26 protein-coding genes are annotated in these 20,708 nt (G+C 65.5%); all 26 read left to right on the top strand.

Annotated elements, in window-relative coordinates; all coding sequences use genetic code 11:
* Positions 1 to 40: 40 nt before the first annotated feature.
* The 26 genes from NKG96_RS12170 to NKG96_RS12295 all read left to right on the top strand — a co-directional run bounded on the left by NKG96_RS12170 (position 41) and on the right by NKG96_RS12295 (position 20,704).
* A complete protein-coding gene (locus NKG96_RS12170) occupies positions 41 to 502 on the top strand; it encodes a hypothetical protein (protein ID WP_254535219.1) in 462 nt (153 codons plus the stop codon).
* Position 503: 1 nt separating this feature from the next.
* A complete protein-coding gene (locus tag NKG96_RS12175) occupies positions 504 to 716 on the top strand; it encodes a hypothetical protein (RefSeq protein ID WP_254535220.1) in 213 nt (70 codons plus the stop codon).
* Complete coding sequence (locus NKG96_RS12180) at positions 713 to 1,093, top strand: thermonuclease family protein (RefSeq protein ID WP_254535221.1); 381 nt, start codon at positions 713 to 715, stop codon at positions 1,091 to 1,093. Before NKG96_RS12175 ends, NKG96_RS12180 begins: the two co-directional genes overlap by 4 nt.
* A gap of 55 nt (positions 1,094 to 1,148) precedes the next feature.
* Positions 1,149 to 1,727, top strand: a complete 579-nt coding sequence (locus NKG96_RS12185; protein ID WP_303651780.1) for an HGGxSTG domain-containing protein — start codon at positions 1,149 to 1,151, stop codon at positions 1,725 to 1,727.
* 3 nt (positions 1,728 to 1,730) lie between these two features.
* The gene (locus NKG96_RS12190; protein ID WP_254535223.1) at positions 1,731 to 3,071 is read left to right on the top strand and encodes a terminase large subunit domain-containing protein; all 1,341 of its coding nucleotides are present in this window, start codon (positions 1,731 to 1,733) and stop codon (positions 3,069 to 3,071) included.
* A gap of 9 nt (positions 3,072 to 3,080) precedes the next feature.
* On the top strand, positions 3,081 to 4,577 hold the full coding sequence (locus NKG96_RS12195) for an anti-CBASS protein Acb1 family protein (RefSeq protein ID WP_254535224.1): 1,497 nt from the start codon (positions 3,081 to 3,083) through the stop codon (positions 4,575 to 4,577).
* 6 nt (positions 4,578 to 4,583) lie between these two features.
* Positions 4,584 to 5,531: a phage minor head protein gene (locus tag NKG96_RS12200; protein WP_254535225.1), complete on the top strand. Its 948-nt coding sequence runs from the start codon at positions 4,584 to 4,586 to the stop codon at positions 5,529 to 5,531.
* 87 nt (positions 5,532 to 5,618) lie between these two features.
* Complete coding sequence (locus NKG96_RS12205; protein WP_254535226.1) at positions 5,619 to 6,959, top strand: hypothetical protein; 1,341 nt, start codon at positions 5,619 to 5,621, stop codon at positions 6,957 to 6,959.
* A complete protein-coding gene (locus NKG96_RS12210; RefSeq protein WP_254535227.1) occupies positions 6,959 to 7,456 on the top strand; it encodes a hypothetical protein in 498 nt (165 codons plus the stop codon). Before NKG96_RS12205 ends, NKG96_RS12210 begins: the two co-directional genes overlap by 1 nt.
* Complete coding sequence (locus NKG96_RS12215; RefSeq protein ID WP_254535228.1) at positions 7,457 to 8,605, top strand: major capsid protein; 1,149 nt, start codon at positions 7,457 to 7,459, stop codon at positions 8,603 to 8,605.
* A 5-nt stretch (positions 8,606 to 8,610) separates the two neighbouring features.
* Positions 8,611 to 8,805, top strand: a complete 195-nt coding sequence (locus NKG96_RS12220; RefSeq protein WP_254535229.1) for a hypothetical protein — start codon at positions 8,611 to 8,613, stop codon at positions 8,803 to 8,805.
* A complete protein-coding gene (locus tag NKG96_RS12225; protein WP_254535230.1) occupies positions 8,798 to 9,154 on the top strand; it encodes a hypothetical protein in 357 nt (118 codons plus the stop codon). Before NKG96_RS12220 ends, NKG96_RS12225 begins: the two co-directional genes overlap by 8 nt.
* Before the next feature lie 6 nt (positions 9,155 to 9,160).
* Complete coding sequence (locus tag NKG96_RS12230) at positions 9,161 to 9,535, top strand: hypothetical protein (protein ID WP_254535231.1); 375 nt, start codon at positions 9,161 to 9,163, stop codon at positions 9,533 to 9,535.
* Positions 9,536 to 9,537: 2 nt separating this feature from the next.
* The gene (locus NKG96_RS12235) at positions 9,538 to 9,870 is read left to right on the top strand and encodes an HK97-gp10 family putative phage morphogenesis protein (protein ID WP_254535232.1); all 333 of its coding nucleotides are present in this window, start codon (positions 9,538 to 9,540) and stop codon (positions 9,868 to 9,870) included.
* Positions 9,867 to 10,277: a hypothetical protein gene (locus tag NKG96_RS12240; protein WP_254535233.1), complete on the top strand. Its 411-nt coding sequence runs from the start codon at positions 9,867 to 9,869 to the stop codon at positions 10,275 to 10,277. Before NKG96_RS12235 ends, NKG96_RS12240 begins: the two co-directional genes overlap by 4 nt.
* Before the next feature lies 1 nt (position 10,278).
* Complete coding sequence (locus tag NKG96_RS12245; protein ID WP_254535234.1) at positions 10,279 to 10,767, top strand: hypothetical protein; 489 nt, start codon at positions 10,279 to 10,281, stop codon at positions 10,765 to 10,767.
* A gap of 104 nt (positions 10,768 to 10,871) precedes the next feature.
* The gene (locus tag NKG96_RS12250; RefSeq protein WP_254535235.1) at positions 10,872 to 11,099 is read left to right on the top strand and encodes a hypothetical protein; all 228 of its coding nucleotides are present in this window, start codon (positions 10,872 to 10,874) and stop codon (positions 11,097 to 11,099) included.
* Positions 11,099 to 11,314, top strand: coding sequence for a hypothetical protein (locus tag NKG96_RS12255; protein ID WP_254535236.1), 216 nt, complete (start codon positions 11,099 to 11,101; stop codon positions 11,312 to 11,314). The genes NKG96_RS12250 and NKG96_RS12255 overlap by 1 nt, the downstream gene beginning before the upstream one ends.
* 3 nt (positions 11,315 to 11,317) lie before the next feature.
* The gene (locus NKG96_RS12260) at positions 11,318 to 12,676 is read left to right on the top strand and encodes a hypothetical protein (RefSeq protein WP_254535237.1); all 1,359 of its coding nucleotides are present in this window, start codon (positions 11,318 to 11,320) and stop codon (positions 12,674 to 12,676) included.
* Between the two features lie 8 nt (positions 12,677 to 12,684).
* Positions 12,685 to 13,272 carry a hypothetical protein gene (locus NKG96_RS12265; protein ID WP_254535238.1) on the top strand — a complete coding sequence of 196 codons (588 nt, stop codon included), beginning with the start codon at positions 12,685 to 12,687 and terminating at the stop codon, positions 13,270 to 13,272.
* Positions 13,262 to 13,558: a hypothetical protein gene (locus NKG96_RS12270; protein ID WP_254535239.1), complete on the top strand. Its 297-nt coding sequence runs from the start codon at positions 13,262 to 13,264 to the stop codon at positions 13,556 to 13,558. Before NKG96_RS12265 ends, NKG96_RS12270 begins: the two co-directional genes overlap by 11 nt.
* A gap of 33 nt (positions 13,559 to 13,591) precedes the next feature.
* Positions 13,592 to 17,041, top strand: a complete 3,450-nt coding sequence (locus tag NKG96_RS12275) for a phage tail tape measure protein (RefSeq protein WP_254535240.1) — start codon at positions 13,592 to 13,594, stop codon at positions 17,039 to 17,041.
* Between the two features lie 3 nt (positions 17,042 to 17,044).
* Positions 17,045 to 18,106 carry a hypothetical protein gene (locus tag NKG96_RS12280; protein WP_254535241.1) on the top strand — a complete coding sequence of 354 codons (1,062 nt, stop codon included), beginning with the start codon at positions 17,045 to 17,047 and terminating at the stop codon, positions 18,104 to 18,106.
* Complete coding sequence (locus NKG96_RS12285; protein ID WP_254535242.1) at positions 18,106 to 18,765, top strand: hypothetical protein; 660 nt, start codon at positions 18,106 to 18,108, stop codon at positions 18,763 to 18,765. The genes NKG96_RS12280 and NKG96_RS12285 overlap by 1 nt, the downstream gene beginning before the upstream one ends.
* Complete coding sequence (locus NKG96_RS12290; protein ID WP_254535243.1) at positions 18,762 to 19,175, top strand: hypothetical protein; 414 nt, start codon at positions 18,762 to 18,764, stop codon at positions 19,173 to 19,175. The genes NKG96_RS12285 and NKG96_RS12290 overlap by 4 nt, the downstream gene beginning before the upstream one ends.
* Positions 19,172 to 20,704, top strand: coding sequence for a hypothetical protein (locus NKG96_RS12295; RefSeq protein WP_254535244.1), 1,533 nt, complete (start codon positions 19,172 to 19,174; stop codon positions 20,702 to 20,704). Before NKG96_RS12290 ends, NKG96_RS12295 begins: the two co-directional genes overlap by 4 nt.
* Positions 20,705 to 20,708 lie beyond the last annotated feature (4 nt).

Consider the following 20,708-nt stretch of genomic DNA (forward strand, 5'->3'; position numbering starts at 1 on the left):
TCACGATCTGGGCGGCATACGCCCTCTTCACCGACCTCACATGACCCGCTGGCAAGACCGCATCCCGTGGCACGTCATCAAGGCGTGTCTGTGGATCGCCCGAAAGGCGACGTCGTCGAAGCCCGAACCCGACGGCCCCTACATCCTCGCCGAGTGCTCGCACGAGTTGTTGAGAAAGACGCTCGGGACGCATCACTTCGAGCCCCACTGGGAGCTGTCCTACTCATACCGCGGCGAGGTCGAGAACCTCCGCCGGGTGACGTGGACGGACGACGACTATCCGTGGTTTCAGACCCACGTCCGGAGTTGGGACGTCCCCGATGGTGAACGGACGGCGACGAACGGCGGGCAGGCAATCAAAGTCCGCGCCCACTGGGAACCCGAGTCGGTCGCCCATCCCGTCGCCCATCTCGACGGCGTCGGCTTCGAGCGCACTCGCGCGATGCGCACCCTCCGAGGCATCCTCGACGAGGCGGGCATCCCCAACGAGTTCGTCGCATAGCATGACCGACCCCCTGCTCCTCGACGACATCAAGCGCTACGCCGACGGCGCCGACATCCGCCTCTCGTTCGATGGCGACTTCTGGGTCGCCGAAGACACCCATACCGGCGAGCAAGCGTCCGGCCGGACGATCTTTCGCGCCTGGGCGAGTCTCCGCCCCGGGCTCAACCCGCAGGACCTCCACGACCGCATCTTCGAGGACATCCACCCATGAGTCACCACACCTTCGCCGGCAACGCCTGGGAGTTCCCCGCCCGTCTCGCTGACGACGGCGTCGTCGACGGTGACACGGTCGACATCGTCTGCGACGTCGGCTTCGACATGCGCCGGACGATTCGCGTCCGCGTCTTCGGTGTGGATACCGCCGAGATCCACACCGTCGGCGAGGACACCGAGGAGTTCCAGCGCGGCCAGGAGCACAAGGCGTTCGTCGAGCAGTGGTTCATGTTCGAGTCGCAGGGGAGCGAGTACCCGCTGAGTGTGACGACGCTCAAAGAGACGGGGAAGTTCGGCCGGTACGTCGCCGTCATCCACGGCCCCGAGGGCGAGTCACTAACGAGCGCGCTGGTAGAGGAGTTCGACGACGTCTGACTGTCGGCCGCGACCCCATGCCACCCTACTGCTGCCGTAACCCCATGCCATTCCCATGACCAGCGAGGAACCACTCCCCGACCGATGTGGCGCTAAGTGCCGCGACGGAAACTACTGCACGCAGTATCCTGTCGACGGCCGGGAGCGTTGCAAGATGCACGGTGGAAAGAAGAAGCGCGGGATGGACTCGCCGAACGCCATCCACGGCCTTCGCTCGGAGTACATGGACGACGAGACGCGGGAGATCTACGAGCAGGTCTCCCAGCAGTCCAACGCCGAACTCGTCCAGGAGGAGATCTGGGCCATCAAGGCACGTCTTCTCAGAGCAGCGAAGGAGTCGGGGAACAACGAGGCCATCCAGCTGGTCCGCGAAATCCTCGACGACCAGGAGGCCGCCGACGTCGACCAGCAACTCGTCGACGCACTGGCGAAGATGCTGCAGACGTCGAGTGGTGCCCTCGACCGGGCACTCGGCCGGATGAACGATCTCGTGAAAACACACCACAAGATCACCGAGGGTGACTCGCTGGATGTCACGCACTCGGGCGAGGTCGGACAGAACCTCTCGGGGGGCTTCTCCGTAGAGATCAACCACCACCGAGTCGGCCTCGACGGCGAAGACGACGAGAACTGACGCATGACCACCGACACCCAGGTTTTCGAGAGCAAGGGCGCCCGGACCGAAATCGGGGCGACAGGGCTCACGCTCGACTGGGACTTCTGGGACCCGCAGCTCGAAGTGCTGAGCGCCATCGACTCGGGTGACTTCGACGTCGTCTGCTACCGCGGCGGCTACGGGTCGGGCAAGACTATCCTCGGCGCACGGTGGGTTCACGAGGTCGGGATGACGGTCCCGAAGTCGGACAACCTCGTTATCGCCCCCGACTCGGCGAAGGGCGGCCCGACGACGTACAAGGTCTTCTTCGAGGAACTCCCCGGCGAAGACACGGTCCCTGACGAGGGTGGCGACCCGGAGAACTCGCCGATCGTCGCCGACTACAACCGCAACGACCGGCGGCTCACCTACGTCACGGGGGCGGTCGCCCGCCTCGGGTCGGCCGACGTCTGGAACCGATACGCTGGTGGTGAGTTCAACGCGATCTGGTGCGACGAGGTAGCTCACTACGAGCACACCGACATCTACCAGCTGAACGAGATGCTGCTCTCGAGGCAGCGCACCGAGGCTGGGCCGAACGTCACACTCTGGACATCGACCGGGAACGGCTACAACGACTTCCACAAGTTCACCGAGAAGCGTCAGCTGCCCGACGGCAGTCCGCTCCCGACGCGTCTCTACGTCGTCGTCGCCGACTCGCGGGACAACCCGTTCCTTCCGGAGAGGGACAAGCTCACCCGTCAGTTCGCCGGCACCGAGCGTGAGGAGGAAGCGCTGGCCGGTGGGTTCGCGGCGGCAGAGGGGTTGGTCTACCCGCGCTTTTCTCGCGAGCGCCACGTCATCACCGAAGCGGAGGCCGACGAACTTGTCCACGGCAACTGGCGAATCTTTGGATACGACCACGGGTGGGACGACCCACGGGTCGTCCTCGAGATCGGGCAGACAGCGCACGACCAACTGGTCGCCATAGACTGCTTCTACCAGAGTGAGACGCAAGTCGAGGAGGCAGTCCGATGGCTCGTCGAGAACGACAAGCCCAGTGGGACGGTCTACGCCGAACACGAGCCGAGCCACTACCAGAAGTTCCGCAGCGCTGGCTACCGCGTCGAGGCTGCCGAGAAGGATCTCGACGAGGGCATCCCGGCAGTCCGGTCGCTACTCGAACTCGACTCTGAGGACCGCCCCGGCCTCCTCGTCTCCGAGCGCTGTGGAGAGCTCATCAACGAGTTCCACTCCTACAAGGAAGACCACGTCGGGAAGGCGAAGGCGACCGACCACGGTCTCGACAGCGCCAGATATGCTGTCATGGGCCATGTCGGTCCGACCGACGGCTACTCGGGCACCGGAACGTGGGGCGGCTAACTGACATCCATGAGTGACGATACCAACACCGAGAGCAGCGGGAGTGGCCGACAGACGCTCACTGGCACGAACACCGACCGTGGGGCTGGCGATCGCGACCTCACGGCGAGCGAGATCGAAGCCATCCAGATGCGAAACCTGCTGGCGGCGAACCTCGGCCAGCAGTACGGTGGCGATCGCGACCTCTACAAGACGTTCGGCTGGCAGAAACAGCCCGATATCGAGGACTTCTACGCGATGTACCTGCGCCATCCGTACGCGCAGGCGATTGTCGATACGCCGGTCGAGACGACGTGGCGCGGCGCACCCGAGATCGACGACGAAGAAGAAACCGACGCCGAAGAGCAGACACCCTTCGAGGCGGGGGTCCAACGTCTCACCAACGATCACCGGGTGTGGCACTACGCGAAGCGGGCAGATCGGCTCGCCGGCATCGGGCAGTTCGGCGTCCTCGTCATCGGGTTCGATGACGGCGAGGACCTCTCGGCACCAGTCAATGCCTCAGTGCTATCGTCACTCTCCGGCGACAGCCAGTCGCCAATCCTCTGGCTCCGGCCGTTCTCGCAGCTCTCGGTCGACGATATGAAGGTCGGCGGTCCGGACTCCCCCCGGTGGGGGAAACCGACCCACTATCGCCTCGACCTCGGTGACGAGAACGACGCCCTCGCCGACGATGGCCCCGACCGCACCATCTGGGTCCACCATCAACGTGTCATCCACGTCCCGGCCCAGGAGCTCCTTGACGACGAGATTCGCTCACGGTCGCGACTCGAAGCCCCGTACAACCCACTGTACGACATCGAGAAGACGCTCGGGAGTGCTGCCGAACTCGCCTATCGCTCGGCCGACCGCGGCCTGCACATCAACGTCGATCCGGAGTACCGCCTCGAGGACGGCGGGAAGCGCCTCGACGAAGAGGTCCAGAAGTTCGTCCATGACCTCCAGCCATTCATCCGAACTGAGGGGGCTGACATCGAGGAACTCGGCGGTGCGGACATCGACCCATCACCAATCATCGCCTCGGAGATCGAGGCCATCAGCGCGGTGACTCGCATCCCACAGTCTGTCCTCAAGGGTAACGAGACCGGTGAGCGGGCGACCACACAGGACCTCAAGGAATTCTACGGGACGATCACCGAACGGCGCGAGCAGTTCGTCACACCGACGCTGGTCCGCGAGCTGCTCGACCGCCTCCGACGGTTCGGCGTCCTCGACGAGCCGACGGGCGGTGATTACGACGTCGACTGGCCGCCACTCGCCGAGCAGTCCGCAAAGGACATCTCGGAGGTGCAGCTCAACCGAGCGAAAATCCTGAAGCACATCCAGACGCTCGTCCCTGGGCTGACGTCGGAAGGTGCGGTTCAGTGGGTCGAAGACGGGGAGTTTCCCGACATGGCACCGCAACCGGCAGCCGTCCAGGACGGCGACCTCCCTCCCCTCAACGAGAGCGACCCGCAGGTACAGGCGTACTTCGACGCTGCGTTCCCCGCGACGGCCGACGACTGAGCGCTCATGCACGACCATGACCACGAGCACCGCCACCACCTCACGGCCGAGGCGCAAGACGTCACTCGGACGACTACATTACATAGACGAGAGTTCCGCCCAGCGCTTCTCTCACGACTTCGCGCACTAAAGGGGCAAATCGCCTCGCGCGTCGGTTACGAACAGGACGCCCTCAACCTCGGCGAAAACGACGGGCGACTCATCGGATGGCTCTTCGCGGCAGCGGCGACCGACCCCTACGACTTCCGATCGGACGCGCAGAAGGTCGACGAGTTCATCGAGTGGCTGCAGGCACGCATCGACGAGGGTCTCCTCGAGGAACTCACTCGCGAGCAAGTCCGCAACGGCGAGCACTTCACGGCGAGCTACGTCCGGTCGGCGTACGACCGCGGACTCGACGGCGCGGCAACCCGTCTTCGGCAGGCAGGCTACGACGTCGACGAGGCGATGCTACAGTCGGCGTTCAACGCCCCCATCCACGCGGAGACGCTCCAGACGATCTACACGCGAGCGTACGACAACCTCGAAGACATCACGCAGGACATGGCGACGGGCATCCGTCGCGAGCTGACGACCGCCCTCGAGGAGGGTATCAACCCGAAAGAAGCCGCCCGGCGGATCAACGGCGTCGTCGACGATGTCGGCATCAAGCGGGCACGGACGCTCTCCCGCACGGAGATCTCCAATGCCTACAACACCGCCAGTGCTCGCCGTTATCAGCGGACCGGTGTCGAGCGAGTCCGCGTCGTCACGTCGGGACCGTGCCCAATCTGCGAGTCGCTCGCCGACCAGGGACCCTACAGCGTCGAGGAGGCGGCGACGCTGATTCCTGGCCGCACCCACCCGAACTGCGTGTGCTCAATCGCGCCGGTCCCATCGGCCGAGTTACGAGCGCGGCTCGGGCATCTGCTCCGGCGATATCGGCTGCGTGCCCGGCAGGCGACGGCCGAGTGAACTACCCCACAGACGACCCAGCCCGATGACGCGTCAACCCGGCGGTTCAGCCGGTTGCCGAGGTCCCTGGTTCTGCAGCTACGTACGATGAAACACGACACGAAAGACATCCGCATCACCGCTCGGACGGCGCGGCTCAAAGCGTCGGCCGACGGCGTCGATGACGATGGCCCCTGGACGTTCTCGGGGCTGGCCGTCGCGGCCGGCGACATCCTCCATATGGCGGACGGGACGCCAGTCCTGTTCACCGAGGAGGAACTCCGTACGGCCGCGCCGACGCAGTCGAGCCAGCCGCTCACGAAGGACCATCCGAGCTACGACGACCCGCAGCGCCCCAACGACTACCCGCCGGACACGGATGACACAATCGGGACGGTCGAGGCGGCCGACTACGTCCAGGACGCTGAGGAGGGCGTCGAGGGCGTCGGCTACAACGCCAAGACACACGACGAGCAGATCGCTCGCGGCGTGAAGGCTGGCAGCTTCGACGTCTCGGTCCATCCGAGTTTCGACCTCGGGCCGAAGGACGAGACGACCGGCGCGTACATCGCGACGGACATCCAGTTCCTCGATCTCTCGGTCGTCTCGAAGGGAGACTCGCCGAACAACACGGCGAACTGGGGGCCGTCCCAGCAGCTCGCCGCCTGGTCGCAGACACACGACGTCGGCGAGCTGCTCGACGCCAGCGCCGGCAGCCGGACGCCGCCGGCCGTCGATGACGACCAGATCGAGTCCATCGCATCGCGCTTCGTCCAGAGTCTGACCGCCGCAATCCGCGGTGGCGACCACGACGCGACCGACGACGGCGAGGCCGACCAGCAGGGCGGTGATGCGGACGATGGCGGCGACGAACAGAGTGGAGACGAGCCGGCGGATACCGGTGCGGATTCTAGCAGTTCAACCCAGATGCAGGACTTCAACAGGGACGACGCAATCGAACAGCTCGTCTCGAGTCACGACTTCACGGAGGAGTCGCTGGCCGAGATGGACGACGACGACCTCAAGCGAACCCACGACGCCATCGTCGATGTCGACGGTGACGGCGGGGATGGGGACGACGCCGGCATGCAGGACCAGCCAGCCGATGGTGGTGCTGCGACGGCGAACGCCCTCGACCTCGGCGACCACGACTCGCTGGAGGCAGCCATCGACAGTGCCGTCGAGCAGCGCGTTCAGGAGCAGCGCGAACAGGACGAAAAGGCCGACCTCGTCGCGGACATCATCGCCCAGCACGAGGACTACGACGCCGACGATCGCGAGGAGCTGCTGGCGTCGGCTCCGTCGGTTCTCGAGAAGATCAAGAGCCAGGCCCACGAGACCACCGCCGCCCAGATTCCGGGCACGGTGGGTGCCGACCTCACGGCGTCGGTCGGTGGCAGTGACGGCGACGGCGATGACGAGGAGTGGTCTGACGGGGTGGTGAACTGATGACCGAACGCGTCCGCGGGACGGTCTACGACGACGCCGCCTACATGGAAGCCGAGGCGGCGGCTGCTATCACGCCGGGAATGGGCCTCGAGTACGCCGGCGAGACGGCTGTAGGTAACCGCACCGTCCAGCCCGTGTCGAGCGTCGAACCCACAGGACCGGCGGCCCGCTTCGCCATCGAGCAGCGGATGCCGCCGCGTGGTGCATCGGGAGCGACCCGCCCCATCGAGCAGGGCTACGATGCCGGCGACAACGTCGAGATGCAGGTGTTCCGCTCGGGTGACACCGTCGAGAACGCACTGCTCGCAGCTGGTGGCGACCTCACCACCGCCGCTCACGCGACCATCGCCATCGGTGACAAGCTCGCCTTCAACGACGACGGCAGCCTCAAGCTCGCGACGACTGCGGGCGCCGAGGTGGTCGAGGCAGTCGAGGCGGTCGACAACTCCGGCGCCGCGGCCGGTGAACGTGCGCGGATTGCTGTGGAGGTGCTGTAGATGAGCACGAGCATGCAGGCATACCGGAGCTATCCGGACGACTTTGTCAAGGGACAGTCGCCGCTTCACCGCCAGGCGCTCTTCGCGAGCGACAAAGAGGCCCGGAAGGAAGCGCGCATCAAGATCGCGAAGGCTAGCGGTATCGGTCAGAGCAACTGGAACACGCTGACCGCCTCGGTCACTGACCAGGTGCCCGACCGACGGCGGACGCTGACGGCCGCCCAGCAGCTCGACTTCGAGGAGTGGGAGGATCGTGACCCGAACGTCATCCCCGAACCCCAGAAGACACTAACTGCCGTCGACGACCTCGTCGCGGCGGGCTTCACGCGTGACACCTCGCTCGCGCGCCTCGTCTCGGTCTGGCAGGCGAAGACCGACTTCGACGACGTCGCGGAGACGAGCATGGACGGCCGTGCTCGCTCGACCGAGGACAGCATCATCAAGCAACTCTTCGGCGTCCCGCTGCCGATCATCCATGTCGACTACGAGATGTCGGCGCGGCTGCAGCAGAACTCCGCTAATTTCGGCGAGAACCTCCCCAACGAGAACGCGTCGGCGGCGGCCCTCGAGGTCCGGCAAGCAGTCGAAGAGCAGCTGTTCAACGGCTGGGGCTCGACCATCACGACTCAGGACGGCTCGTTCAAGGTCTACGGCTACCGGACAGCGCCCAATCGCATCAACGACACCGCGACCGGATTCGGCGGCGGGGACTGGGGCACCGCGACCAACATCCAGCCGACGATCGATGGACTCCTGGAGGCGATGGAACAGCAGGGGTCGAACAACAACGAGGGGTACATGCCGAACGAACTCGGCGCATGGCTCTACGTCCCGACGGCGAAGTGGGGCCGCCTCGCCCGGACCGAGGACCAGCGCGGGGACGGCAACATGTCGATTCTGCAGCGGCTCAACCGCGACTACCCCTACCTCGACGTCCGGCACGCCGGCAGCCTGCCGAGCGACGAGCTCGTGATGGTCGCGAAGTCGCGTGACGTCGTCGATCTCGCCGACGCGGCCGGCCTCACGACCATGGCGTGGGACATCGAGGGCGGCATGGCCGAGCGCTTCAAGGTGTTCGAGTGCCGCGTCCCGCGGATCAAGCAGCCCTTCTCGGGGAAGAGCGGCATCGTCCACGCGACGGGGGTCTGATTCGGATGACGCGAACCACAGTCTACTCCGGAACTCCGTGGGACCACGACGGCGATGCCAAGGAGGTCTACGATGCGTTCCACAACCACGACGCCCGCAGCGCAGTCATCATCAAGACCTCGCAGGGGCAGGAGATCCACATCCCCGAAGACGAGGCCATCGACATCTACATCGACGGCGAGGAGGTCGAAGATGCCTGAGCAGTACCGGGTCACCGCCCCGAACTACGGCGCCCCAGGCAACCGTCGCGAACAGGGTGAGGTATTCGAGCCGACTGAGGCCGAAATCAGCGCCTTTCGCGACAAGCTCGAACCCGTCGAGGACGAGAGCGACGACGGTGGCGAAGCCTCGGACCAAGCTGGAGAAGAGGACGACGCCAGCGCCCCGTTCGACCCGTCGGACATGACGATCGACGAGTTCGAGGGCGAACTGGACGGCGGCGACTACGGCGAGGACGAACTCGCTGCACTCGCCGTCGCCGAGCGCGAGGGCAAGCACCGTGATGGCGCGATAAACGCCATCGAGGCCGCCCGCGAGGACGAGGAGTAACCACCCATGTCGATCACCGTCAGCGAGAGCGACATCCGCGGCGCGCTGCGAGCGGACTCGTCTGAGTACCCCGATAGCTCGTTGGCGTTTGAGAAGTCGCTCGCCGAGTCGGTGGTCAACGACGACCTCGCCCCGCACGCCGCCCCAGGAGATGCCGACCGCCTCGAACTTGTCGGGGCGCTGCTCGCAGCGGCGTACGTCGAGGGCGACGGTGACGTCACCCAACTCCGGCAGGGCAATCGGGCGATTAGCTTCGACACGGACGATGCGCTGTCACTCTGGCGGAAGGCGACACAACTCGACCCGACCGGGCAGCTCTCGAAACTCGAGAAGCCCGTCGCGCGGATCGACGTCCCGGATGGTCGGGGCATGGATGGCTAATCGTGGGGGCGAGTATCTCCGGGGTTGGGAGCCTCGTCACGACGCTCGACACCATCGACGAGCGGTGGACGAGCGACGTCACGTACGTCGTTTCGGCGAATCAGAACTATGCCATCCATGTTGAGTACGGCACCTCGAAGATGGCGGCCCAGCCATACCTCCGGCCGGCCGCCGAGCGGACGAACCGTAGGCTCGACCAGATCGGCGCGGAGACCGACAGTGTCGAAGAGTTCGTCCGACTTGCCGCCCAGGAGGTCGAGCGAATCGCGAAAGAGATCGTGCCCGTGGATACGGGTGCACTCCGCGCATCGATCAAGTACGAGAGGGTCTCATGACGCGCACCAGAATCGGGCGGCAGATTTCCCGGCACGATCAGCGGTTCGTCGACTACTTCGAGACGGCGCTGACTGTTCGGAACTACGTTGAGGGCTCAGGGACCGCCGTCGGCGATGACGCCCACGGCGACACCGGCAAGACACTCGGCGAGACTGTCGAGACGACCGGGCAGGTGGAGCAACCACAGGACCCCGTCGAGACGTCGACCGTCAATGGCGAGTCGGTGCTTATCGACGCTGAGATTCTGCTCCCGGATGACGTCAGCGTCTACGATGGCACCGACGCTCACCCCTACCCCTCGGAAATCGAGACGCCCTCGGAGGTCGTCTACCACGTCGTACACGTTTACGACGAGCAGAACGGCAGACTCCGCGTCTACGCCATCGACTCGGAGGAGGGTGCCTGACATGCCCGATCCGAACGTCGTGCTGCGAGACGTCCTCAGATCGAACTGGGACGCCAGCGCGACGTCGGTCGCGAACGCGCCCGTGTTCCACACCGGCTGGTATGACCGCGACGGCGACATGCCGTGCATCACGATCACCAACATGGATGAAGGCCCCTATCGCGGCGGTGTGACGGGCCTGACTGGCCTCGACGGCGAGACCGGGAAGGGCCGCCAGCGACTCTCGGGGTTCGCCCTCGTCAACTGCGTTGCGGGGACCCGCGACGACTGCGAGGGCATCGGCACGAGCGGCAACGATGTAAACCCGAAGATCGTCCGCAACGACCTCTTCGAGCAGGCAAGTCAAATCCTACTCGACGAGTCGCCCGTCGAGTTCCGCTCGTTGGCGCCCGGAGACAGCCGAGACATCGTCGACACCGACGACGGTCCGGCGGTCTTCCGAACCGAGTTGCGGGCAGTCTGGTTGCGCGACCGGACCCCGACCGCGTAGCATCGCCATCCGACCGACAGCCCCGGTATCGATCCGCTGGGGTTGACTCTTGTTCCCGCGTTCGCCGATCGTCCGGCGTGCGCTTCGCAGACTGAGAACACCTGATGCGACTCACACTACCAACAACTGACGAAGGCCGGTCTCGAACGACGCGCCTCGGCGGCCGCTTCGACGGCGAGCCGTGGAGCGTGCGCGTCCACGCGACCGGCACGACCGACGAAGTACCGGAGGACCTCGGCGAGTACATCCTTGAGAGCGACCGCTACCCGGGCGTTGAGCGCTACGACGCCCCACCGACCGACGAGGACACCCTCGACGAGGAGGACGACTGATGACGGAGCAAAAAGAGCTCACGGTGACGGTCACGGCCGACACCGAGGAGGCCATCAGGGACATCGAAGAGCTGACTGCGGCGCTCGAGAACCTCGGCGATGCTGCCGAGGAGGCGAACGTCGCGCTCAGTCGACTGCAGCTCGCTCGGGGTGAAGAGCTCGACATCGGTGTCGAACTCACTGACGAACTCCGCAGTTCGAACCTTCAGAGGTAACACATGGCACCACTCAACGTTGAAAGCGGCTCGCGTAGGACCGAGTACCACTGGGTCCCCGAGACCGTCGACGCGACCGGCGACGCACAGACCCCTGCCGACCCCGACTGGAAGCTCTACTCGTCAGTCGTGACGAGTTACGAGGCGGAGTCGGAGGCGACCCACGACGAGCGGACCGGCATCGGCAACGTCGACCCGATTGACAAGCAGCGCCAGCAGGAGACGCACGAGTCGACGGTCACGTACGACCTCGAACGCTTCCCGGTCGACTCCGGTGGCAATGCCATCGACCCACTCGCCTACGGCTGGATGCGAGATGTTGACAACAACCTGCTGGCAACCCACTCGTTCATGGAGATCGAGACGCTCGCGTCGGTCATCGCGAGCAACACCGTCCACGCGAAGTACTTCGTTGCTGGACGGGGCAACTCTCACCCGTCGGGGAGCGCGCCATCGGCGAGTTCGCTCGGGACGCGCATCGTCGACTACGCTCGAGGCGGGCGGCCCTCGGAACCGGCGCTGTCGCTGTCAGCTGGCGATAACGCTGTCGCGCAGGTCGAACTCCCGTACATGTTCGACAAGCGTCGGAAGTACCAACTCGATCAGCCCTCGGCCACGACGTTCCTCGCACTCAAGTCGACCGACGCGAGCGACACGGGCGTGTCGGTCACGCTCGAAGGTGTCGATGGGAGCACCCAGGAGGACGTCACGCTCGACGGGAGCGATGGGACGGTCGTCGTCTCTTCGGCCACGCAGTTTGACACGCTCGGCGCTGTGTGGGTCGACACTGAACTCACCGGCACGCTCGAAGTGTACGTCAACGACGGCGACGACACGACCCCACAGCCCGGCCAGCTGCTGACGGTCATCCCCGGGAAGAGCGACTACGACGGCATCGAAGGCGACCACGGCGTCCCGCCGCTGGGCGCTGGCTCGCTCGGTGACGGCTCGACGCTCGGTAACCCGCAGACCGTCCTTGGGACGGACATCCAGTGGTACGGCAGCCCGATCGCCGAGACGATTGTGGAGGCGACGGCGACCGTCACGAACAACATCGAAGAGGAGTCGACAACGCAGGGCTTCGCGCAGTCAAAGCACGCCGACGGCCGCGACACCACGGTTGAGGCGACGGTGTTCGGCGAGACGCAGTCAGCCGACAAGTCCGGCGACCACTTCGAAGGTAACGAGGGGGAGATGGTCATCCCGCTCGACGACGGCGATATCGCGTTCCCGCGGGCCTACTGCAGTGCTGGCGGGAGCGTCACGAAAGAAGAGGGGCAGGCGTTCGCGACCGTCGAGACGACGTTCTCGGCGCTGCAGCAGACCGACGGTAGCGCCCCCATCGACTTCCGACCGGCGTAATCTAACCCATGTCCAACAGCGATTTCTCCAACGTACCAGAGAGTACCGATACCGGCGCCAACGTCGAGCGCCAGCAGCGCGACGAGGCCGCTCAGACGCCCGACCATATCAACGGGTCGGGGGGCGACAACGACCTCGTCAGCCTCGAACAGACGACCATCCAGCGTGACGAGGACGGCGAAATCATCCCTCGGCGAGAGTACGTCGAGGAACTCGGCGGTGACGGCATCGCCCGCCCGCTGACCGGCGCGCTTCGAAGCCGCTACATCGAGGGCAAGCTGGAGGCTGGCGAGGACCTCACCGACCGCGACCTCGCGAACATCTTCGACCGGTGTGTCGTCGCGCCGGACCTCACCACACATCCGCAGTGCCCGAGCGAGGGCGTGACCGAGTCATTCGTCAGCGACCAGATGACCGGGGCGATGCAGGACGCCTACTTCATCCTCGTCCTGCTGGCGTCCGACGAGGACGCCGTCGTCGAGCGCATCCGTGCGACGAGTCGGGGCGACCTCCCGCCGGAGGCGATGCAGCTCCTCGAGGCGAACCCCGAGGCAGTGGTGCAGTTCGCCGAGCAGGCTGACGAAGATGAGTCGTAAGCCCCGGACGTCACTCGACCAGTTCGACGCCCACGAGCAGGCCTGCTTCGTCGACTACTTCCTGCATCACTGTGGCTACACCTACGACCGCCACGGCATCATCGGACAACTCGGCCAGCAGGAAAGAGAGCGGCTGTTCGTCGGCTTCAGCGTCTACTACGAACTCTTCGAAGTCGAGCACTCGGGCGAGTCCGCCAGCGAGCCCAAACCCGGGCAGGCGATGACGCCCGAAGCAGAGGCGCGCATCGACGATCTGATGGCGCAATCCGGTCCGAACGCGGCCTGAGAGGCCACTCGCGGCACACAATGACTTTCTGACATGGCAATCACAGCAGAGCGCCTCCAGGTAGAGATATCTTCGTCCGGCGCGGGGGAGGTCTCCGGCGCGCTCGCATCGGTGAAGAGCGCCGCTCTCGACCTCCGAAAGGCCGTCGGGCTGATGGGCGGCGCCGTCGCCGCTGCGTCGGGCGTCCTCGCCGGCGTGGGAGTGAATGCGGCGCGTAAGTTCCAGGACGCGCTCGTGGAGGTCGAAAAGGTCACCTCCGCCGAGACGGCCGCGCGGATGTCCGAGGAGGTCAAGCGGCTGGCTGGCACCATCCCGCTGGCCCAATCGGAGATCGCCGACCTCGTCGCACAGGCCGGCCGGTTCGGAGTCGCAGAGGACCAGCTGGTCGGCTTCACGGAGACCGTCGCGAAGATGGCGACAGCGACCGACCTCGCAGCGACTGAGGCGGGCGAGGCGTTCGCGAAGCTCGCCACGATTACCGACACGCCCATCTCCAAGATAGAGAACCTGGGCTCAGCGATTAACGCCCTCTCGAATAACTTCGCGACGAGTTCGAGTGAAATCGTCACGTCGATGATGGAGTCGGCATCGTCGTTGTCGACGCTCGGCGCATCGCAAGTCGAGATTGCGGGCCTCTCGGCGGCACTCAACGAGGTAACGTCCAACGCCTCGAAGGCAGGCCGCGGGCTTCGGCGCATCGCCCAGGAGATGCTCGACCCGCGGAAGGTGGCGGACATCTCGCGGGCGTTGGGCGTCTCGGTTGATCAGTTCAAGCAGATGCGGTCGGAGGCACCCGTCGCGACGATCAAACGCCTCGCCCAGACGATGGCCGGGTCGGGCAAGCAGGCCGACCTGCTCCGCAAGACGCTCACCTCGTTCTCGCGGACGGCACTATCGAATCTGGCGAAGAACCTCGAGGGCGTCAACAGCGCCGTCGAGCTCTCGGGCAAACAATTCGAGAACGCGACGTCCCTCCAGCGAGAGTTCGAAGCGCAGTCGAAGACGTTCAACAACCAGGCGCAGCTGCTGGCGAACCAGCTTCGGAATGTCGCCATCACGATTGGTGAGGCGCTGCTCCCTGGGCTGACTGACTTCGTCTCGAAGCTGACATCTGTCACGAAGGGCGTCAGCCAATGGGTACAGAGCCTCTCGGACGCCCAGATTCGCCTCGGCCTGCTCGCCGGGCAGGTCGGGGGCATCATCACGGCGCTGACTGCCCTGAACCCGGTCCTCGGGCTCGTCGCCTCGGGCGTCGTCGCCCTAGCCGCGGCGTGGAGATCCGACTTCGGCGGCATCCAGGCGGCGACGCGTGAGGTGCTGCAGGTAATCCGCTCGGAATTCGCCCCGAGCGTCCGCTATGCGATGGCGCTCGTCCGCGATATCACGTCGACGGTCGCCGGAGCGTTCCGCAGCGAACTCAACTCGATGGGCATCACCGCTCGATCGGTCGTCCAGACAATCAAAACGGTGCTCATCGGGGGCATCCGCACACTCGGCGGATCGGTCCGCGGAGCGCTCACGGTTATCGGCGCTGCCTGGCACGAACATCGGGCGACCGTCGTCGCGACGGTCCGCACGCTCGTCCGAACGGCCCGGTCGGCGCTCGGCCAGCTCGAGGCGCTGTTCGACCGCTTCGCGCCGAAAATCCAGGCCGTCGCCGACAGGTTCGGTGGGTGGAAGACAGTCCTCCTCGGGCTGGCACCTGTCCTCCTTGGCCTGCTCGGGCCGGTCGGGACGCTCATCGGCGCGTCCGGGCTGGGCGGCCTCGTATCTGTCGCGACGACGGCGGGTGGCATTTTTGCGACGCTGGCGTCGACGCTGGGGTCGGTCGCCCTTACGCTGGGGACGGTCTCCTCGAGCGTGACCAAGACGCTGCTGTCGTTCGGGAAGATGCGGACCATCCTGACGGCACTCGTCGACAAGGCGCTCCTGTACGGCGTCTACGGCATCCTGAAGTTCAAGGACGCACTTGGCGTCCTGAAGGGCTTCTTGCTCGGCATTCCCGGCATCATCTCTTCGGTGGTGTCGTCGGTGTCCTCGTTCTCGCTCTCGCTGACATCGATCACGGGTGCGGTCCCTGTCGTGACCGGCGGCATCCGCGCGATTCTCGCCGCCGTGATGGGCCTGTCGGCCCCGCTCGCTGCGGCCGGCCTCGCCGCGGCCGCGCTGTACGCTGCGTGGAAGAACAACTTCGGCGGCATTCGTGACACCACCCGGCAGGTCCTCTCGGGAGTCAAGGCGCTGCTCCGTGGGGATACCTCGAAGATGCGGACGCTGGTCGCCAACGGAGTCCAGCGGATGCGAGACGCCTGGGACCGCCTGCAGGTGCTCTACGAGCGAGCGAAGGCGATCTTCGAGCACGTCAAGGCGGTCGTGATGGGAGCGATGACGTGGCTGTGGCAGAACGCCATCACCCCCGTCCTCAACAGTATCGAAAAGCAGTGGAAAACTCACGGGCAGGCGCTCTACTCCGAGATCCTCGAAACCTACCAGGCCATCAAGTCACGCATCACGCAGTTCGTCGACTTCATCTGGCCGTTCATCGAGGGGTTCCTCGGGGCGACAGAGTCGGCATGGCAGGCGTGGGGCGACGAGATCCTCGTCATCGTCCGGTTCCTATTCGACACCGTCGGGTCGGTAATAAACACAGCCGTCGACTTCATCCTCACAGTCGTTCGAACAGGGCTCAATATTCTCCAAGGCGACTGGGAAGAGGCCTGGAATGCCATCGCTGGGTTCCTCGAGCGGACGTTCGGCGGCATCCGGAACTTCGTCGAGAACTGGGTCGGTGGGTTCGTCAGCTGGTTCGACCGCACGTTCATCCAGCCAGTCATCCAGTTCTTCGAGGACCTCCACTCCCAGATCATCGGCAACTCCATCGTTCCCGAGATGTTCAACGCTATCTCGTCGTTCGTAGACGGCTGGATATCGGGCTTCCTTGGGACGATCGGTAGCTTTGGGAGAGACTTGATATCTGACGTATCAGGGTTCCTCGGCGACGTCGTCGGAGCGTTCCAGGACAAACTCGGAGCGGTCGAGGATATCGCCTCGGATATCGTGGGCGCGGCGAGCGATGCCGCGAGCGATGCGGCGGACTATCTCTCGGACGCGAAAGGAGCGGCCGCCGACGCGGCAAGCGCCGCGGCCGATGCTGCCGGGTCCGCTGCAGATGCGGTCGGTGACGCGATCAACGCTGGTGCCAATGCAATCGGTCTCGCGAGCGGTGGCGTCGTCAGTGGGGCGACGCGGGCCGTCGTCGGTGAGGGCCGCTCCAAGGAAGCGGTAATCCCGCTGAACGACCGTGGCGTTGGTGCGATGGCTCGGGCGATGGAGGCCGCAAACGTCCAGACCAGCGGCGGTGGCGGCTCGGGCGGCGTCACCATCGGCCGCGTCGAGGTCAACGCGAACTCCCGCAGTGAGGGCCGGGCGGCTGGCCGCGGCTTCGTCGACGAACTTCGCAGCGCGAACTTCAACAACGGCTAATCCATGCCACAAACAGATTACCACGACTGGCCCTTCCCCGTCCTCGGCGGCGACGCTGAGGTCTGGGACGAGATCCTCGAAGACCTTGTCGACCTCCAGGACGAGGCCGTCATCAAAAAGGGTACGCTGGCGAATCGTCCGGCGAGCACCGACCCGGCAAGCGGAGAGCCGGAGCGCTGGTATCTCACGACCGACGAGTCGCCGCCCGGGCTCTACCTCGATACGGGACCCTCTGCCTCTGGGTGGGTCACGATCTGGGACGGCGACGCCCAAACCGTCGGTGGGGAGTCCGCGTCGGCCTTTCTCGCACGAGACGGGTCGACGGCGATGCAGGCGGGGCTCCCGTTCGGCGGCTACGCTGCGACCGGCGTCGGCTCGCTCGTCTTCTCGGATACCGATAGCGACGGCTCGGCGTTCACGCTTCGAGAGGGAAGCGGCGGACTCCTCGAGGTTGTCGCCGGCGGGAGCGTCATCGCCACGGTCGATGAGACGGGGAGGGTCCTGGCGCTCGATAACGGCGGCTCGACGAGGCGCCTCGCGACGCGCTCGTGGGCAGCCAGTGAAGGACATAACCATACTGCCGCAGGTGAGTCATCCGTCCCGAACTCGGGGCTCGTCAACTCGACAGTAACGCTCTCGGCAGGGACGTGGCTCTCGGGCGGTGGTGCGGTCGGCCTCGGCGGCTCGGCGACGGTGGACGTCGACCGCGTCCAGGCGGTTATCGACAACCCGGACCCGCTACCCGTTTCGCGACTCAAGGACACGCAGTCCGTCGAAATCGCCGTCCCGGTTCCGAACGGTGACACCATCACCGTCTATCGATGGGGAGCGTTCGACGCCTCGACAGGGTCCGCGCCAACGGGCCTCTCCGCGGAGTTGGTGGACGACTCCGATACCGTCGTCGCCTCGGCAGAGACGTCCGACGCATGGGCGCACTCCGGCGTCGCCTCGTGGACCAACAACACGGGGTCGTTCGGCGTGGCAAAGGTACGCGCGAACAACGAGACGGGGAGCGACCTCACCTCTCCCGGCGTCGGCGGGCAATTCGGGTTCCTCGTCGAATAATGGCTCGAGGCATCAACGTCGAAGGTCGCGGTGTCACGGTCACGGGACGTGGCGTCAACGTCGGTATCGTCGGCCCCTCGTGGGAGGAGATCGACCGGTTCGACACCTTCAACAAAGGGTGGAGAGAGGACGTCTCGCGCTACTCGGTCGACAACTCGACGTTCTGGGAAGGGACGGGCTCGCTCGTCAATACGACCGGTGACTACTCGACACTGGAGAGCGGCCCCGGCGACGGGTTGCCGAACTACTTCCCGAAGGGCTACGAACTCCGAGGGTTCACGCGACACGGGTCGATCGGTTCGATCAGCGATTCCTTTCTCTACGTCGCGATGGACACCGTGAACGACGAGTACGTCCGTCTACGCATGGAGATGGGCGACGGCCACTTCGACCTACAGGAAGTGGGGTCGAACATCTCCTCGACAGCGGACGTCTCCTACTCGTTTGCGGGAGCGACCTTCTACGAGTTCCGCGTACTCCGGTACGACAACTCCGATATCGTCGCGAAGATACGCGAAGCGGGGAGCTCCGACGCGTGGGCGACGACATCGATGAACGCCCCGTATTTCGACTCGTTCGAGGGGTTGCAGCTACTCAACGAGAACACGAACAACGCAGACGTCCACTGGGACGGCCTCGAGCGGAGGCTGATACAGTGACCGAATACGACCGGTGGTACATCGTCCCGGCAGTGGGCATCCCCCCGGGCGACCAGGACCCCGACCTGGCACGGAAGAACCAGACGGCGTGGTGGCCGGCCTACTACGACGACTACGACGCCCTTGCTGGGTTCGCCGGTCGAATCGTCGCTGCGGCGGACGTCAAACCGTCCTACGCTGGACTCATCCAGACGAACCCAGACGTCGACCCGTGGTACATCGTCCGCTTCTACGGGAGCGGCAACGCCGGGTGGCAGGCGCTTAACCAAATCTCCGTGAAGGCCGACACGCGGAATCTGGCAACGAACCCGCAGGACGTCGCCGCGGTGCTCAACCAGCGCTTTCCCAGCCTCGAGCGGTCGGCCGCCGAGTGGGAGGCGTCAATGTTCGTGCAGAGGGGGAGACGATGAGCCAGATTGTCCAGCGGTCACTCGCCCTCCCCGTTCGCGAGGCGCGACTCGCCGTCTTCAAGCCTGACAACGACAGCGACGACCTCGATGCGGCCGACATCACCGTCCCGGCACCGGACCTCGATGTCGTCTCGATCAGCGAGCGCATCCAGGAGCGCAAGGACACCGCGAAGCTCGTCGTCGACAACGCGCTGGGGCAGTACTCCGGCGAGGTCACGGCGGGCGACCGACTGGCGTTCATCGCCGACACGCCGATCAACCGGAAACGCGTGTTCGGTGAGGGTCCGTTCGGCTCGGGGACGTTCGGCGGATACGGCACGCTCTGGACGGGCGTCGCCCGCCCCCAGACACGCGAGCGAAGCGGCCCTCGTGACGCGACGATTACGATCGAGAGCGAGGACTTCGCCTTCGCCATCGCGAGCTGGCGACAGGTCTACGACGTCTTCGAGGGCGCTCCTATTTGCCTCCCAGAGGACGACCCCGATGCGAACACCGCGATCGTCAACACGCTGCTACGGGAGAAGGCCCCGGAAATCGACCGCTCGAAGCTCGGACGCGTCGAGACGATCACCGACGAGTTCTCGAATGGGATGAACCTCCTCGACGTCCTCGTCGAACTACAGAAGAAAGGTGACGCGATCATGGCCTCCGAAGGACGGGCACTCTCGTTCCAGCCGCTCGCCGACATCGAGCCGGTCGGCACGATCGGCCCGGCGGACGTCGGCACCTACCGCGTCCGCGAGACCGACGACGAACTCATCAACGTAATGCGCGTCGACGGCGGGACGGACAAGGCCGTCGACGACGCCCAGGAGACGGTCACGGCCTACCAGGCGGTGACCGACCAGCCTGCCGACCGCATCACGACGCGTATCTCGACGCGAAAGTCGGAACTCGCCCGTATCGAGCTGTGGACGCGCGCCGATCGGAACGAGGACGCCGACGGGCTCGTCGTCCGGCTGCAGAAGGACGTCGGCGACGGGTCGGGCCCGGTCGCCATCGAGGACACCGAGTCGGACATCACGAAAAAACAACTCTCGGCGGAGTTCCTCGCCGCCGACGGGTGGACGCGCTTCATCATGCCCACTCACACGCTTCCCGAGCCGAACCCGTGGCTCATCATCGAGTCCGACGGACCGACGGGTCAGGAGGTCGGCGTCGACGCAGCGCCGACGCCCGCCTACCGCGCGTACTTTCCGTTCCCCGTCTCGGTCCGAGTACAGGACCCGGCGAGCCAACGGGAGTATGGCCTTCGTGAGGGACGAATCAAAGACGACGGCCTGCAGACGTTCACAGCCGCCCGCGACCGCGGTGAGGCAGACCTCCGGCATCGTGACGAGCCGCGCGAAGAACTCGAGTTCGACTGTCGGTCGCTCGCTGCGCACAACCTCGACGCCGGCCAGGTGTTCACCGCGAACTTCCCGCTCGAGGATGCCGTCGGTGACTATGTCGTCACCGAGAAGACGACCGACTACGCAGGCGGCCGACTCCGGACCTCCATCGTCTCGCAGGAAGCCCGGACGCTCTGAGCGA

Origin of the sequence: Halomarina litorea (assembly GCF_024227715.1) — an archaeon.
In the GTDB taxonomy this organism is placed as follows: Archaea; Halobacteriota; Halobacteria; order Halobacteriales; family Haloarculaceae; genus Halomarina; species Halomarina litorea.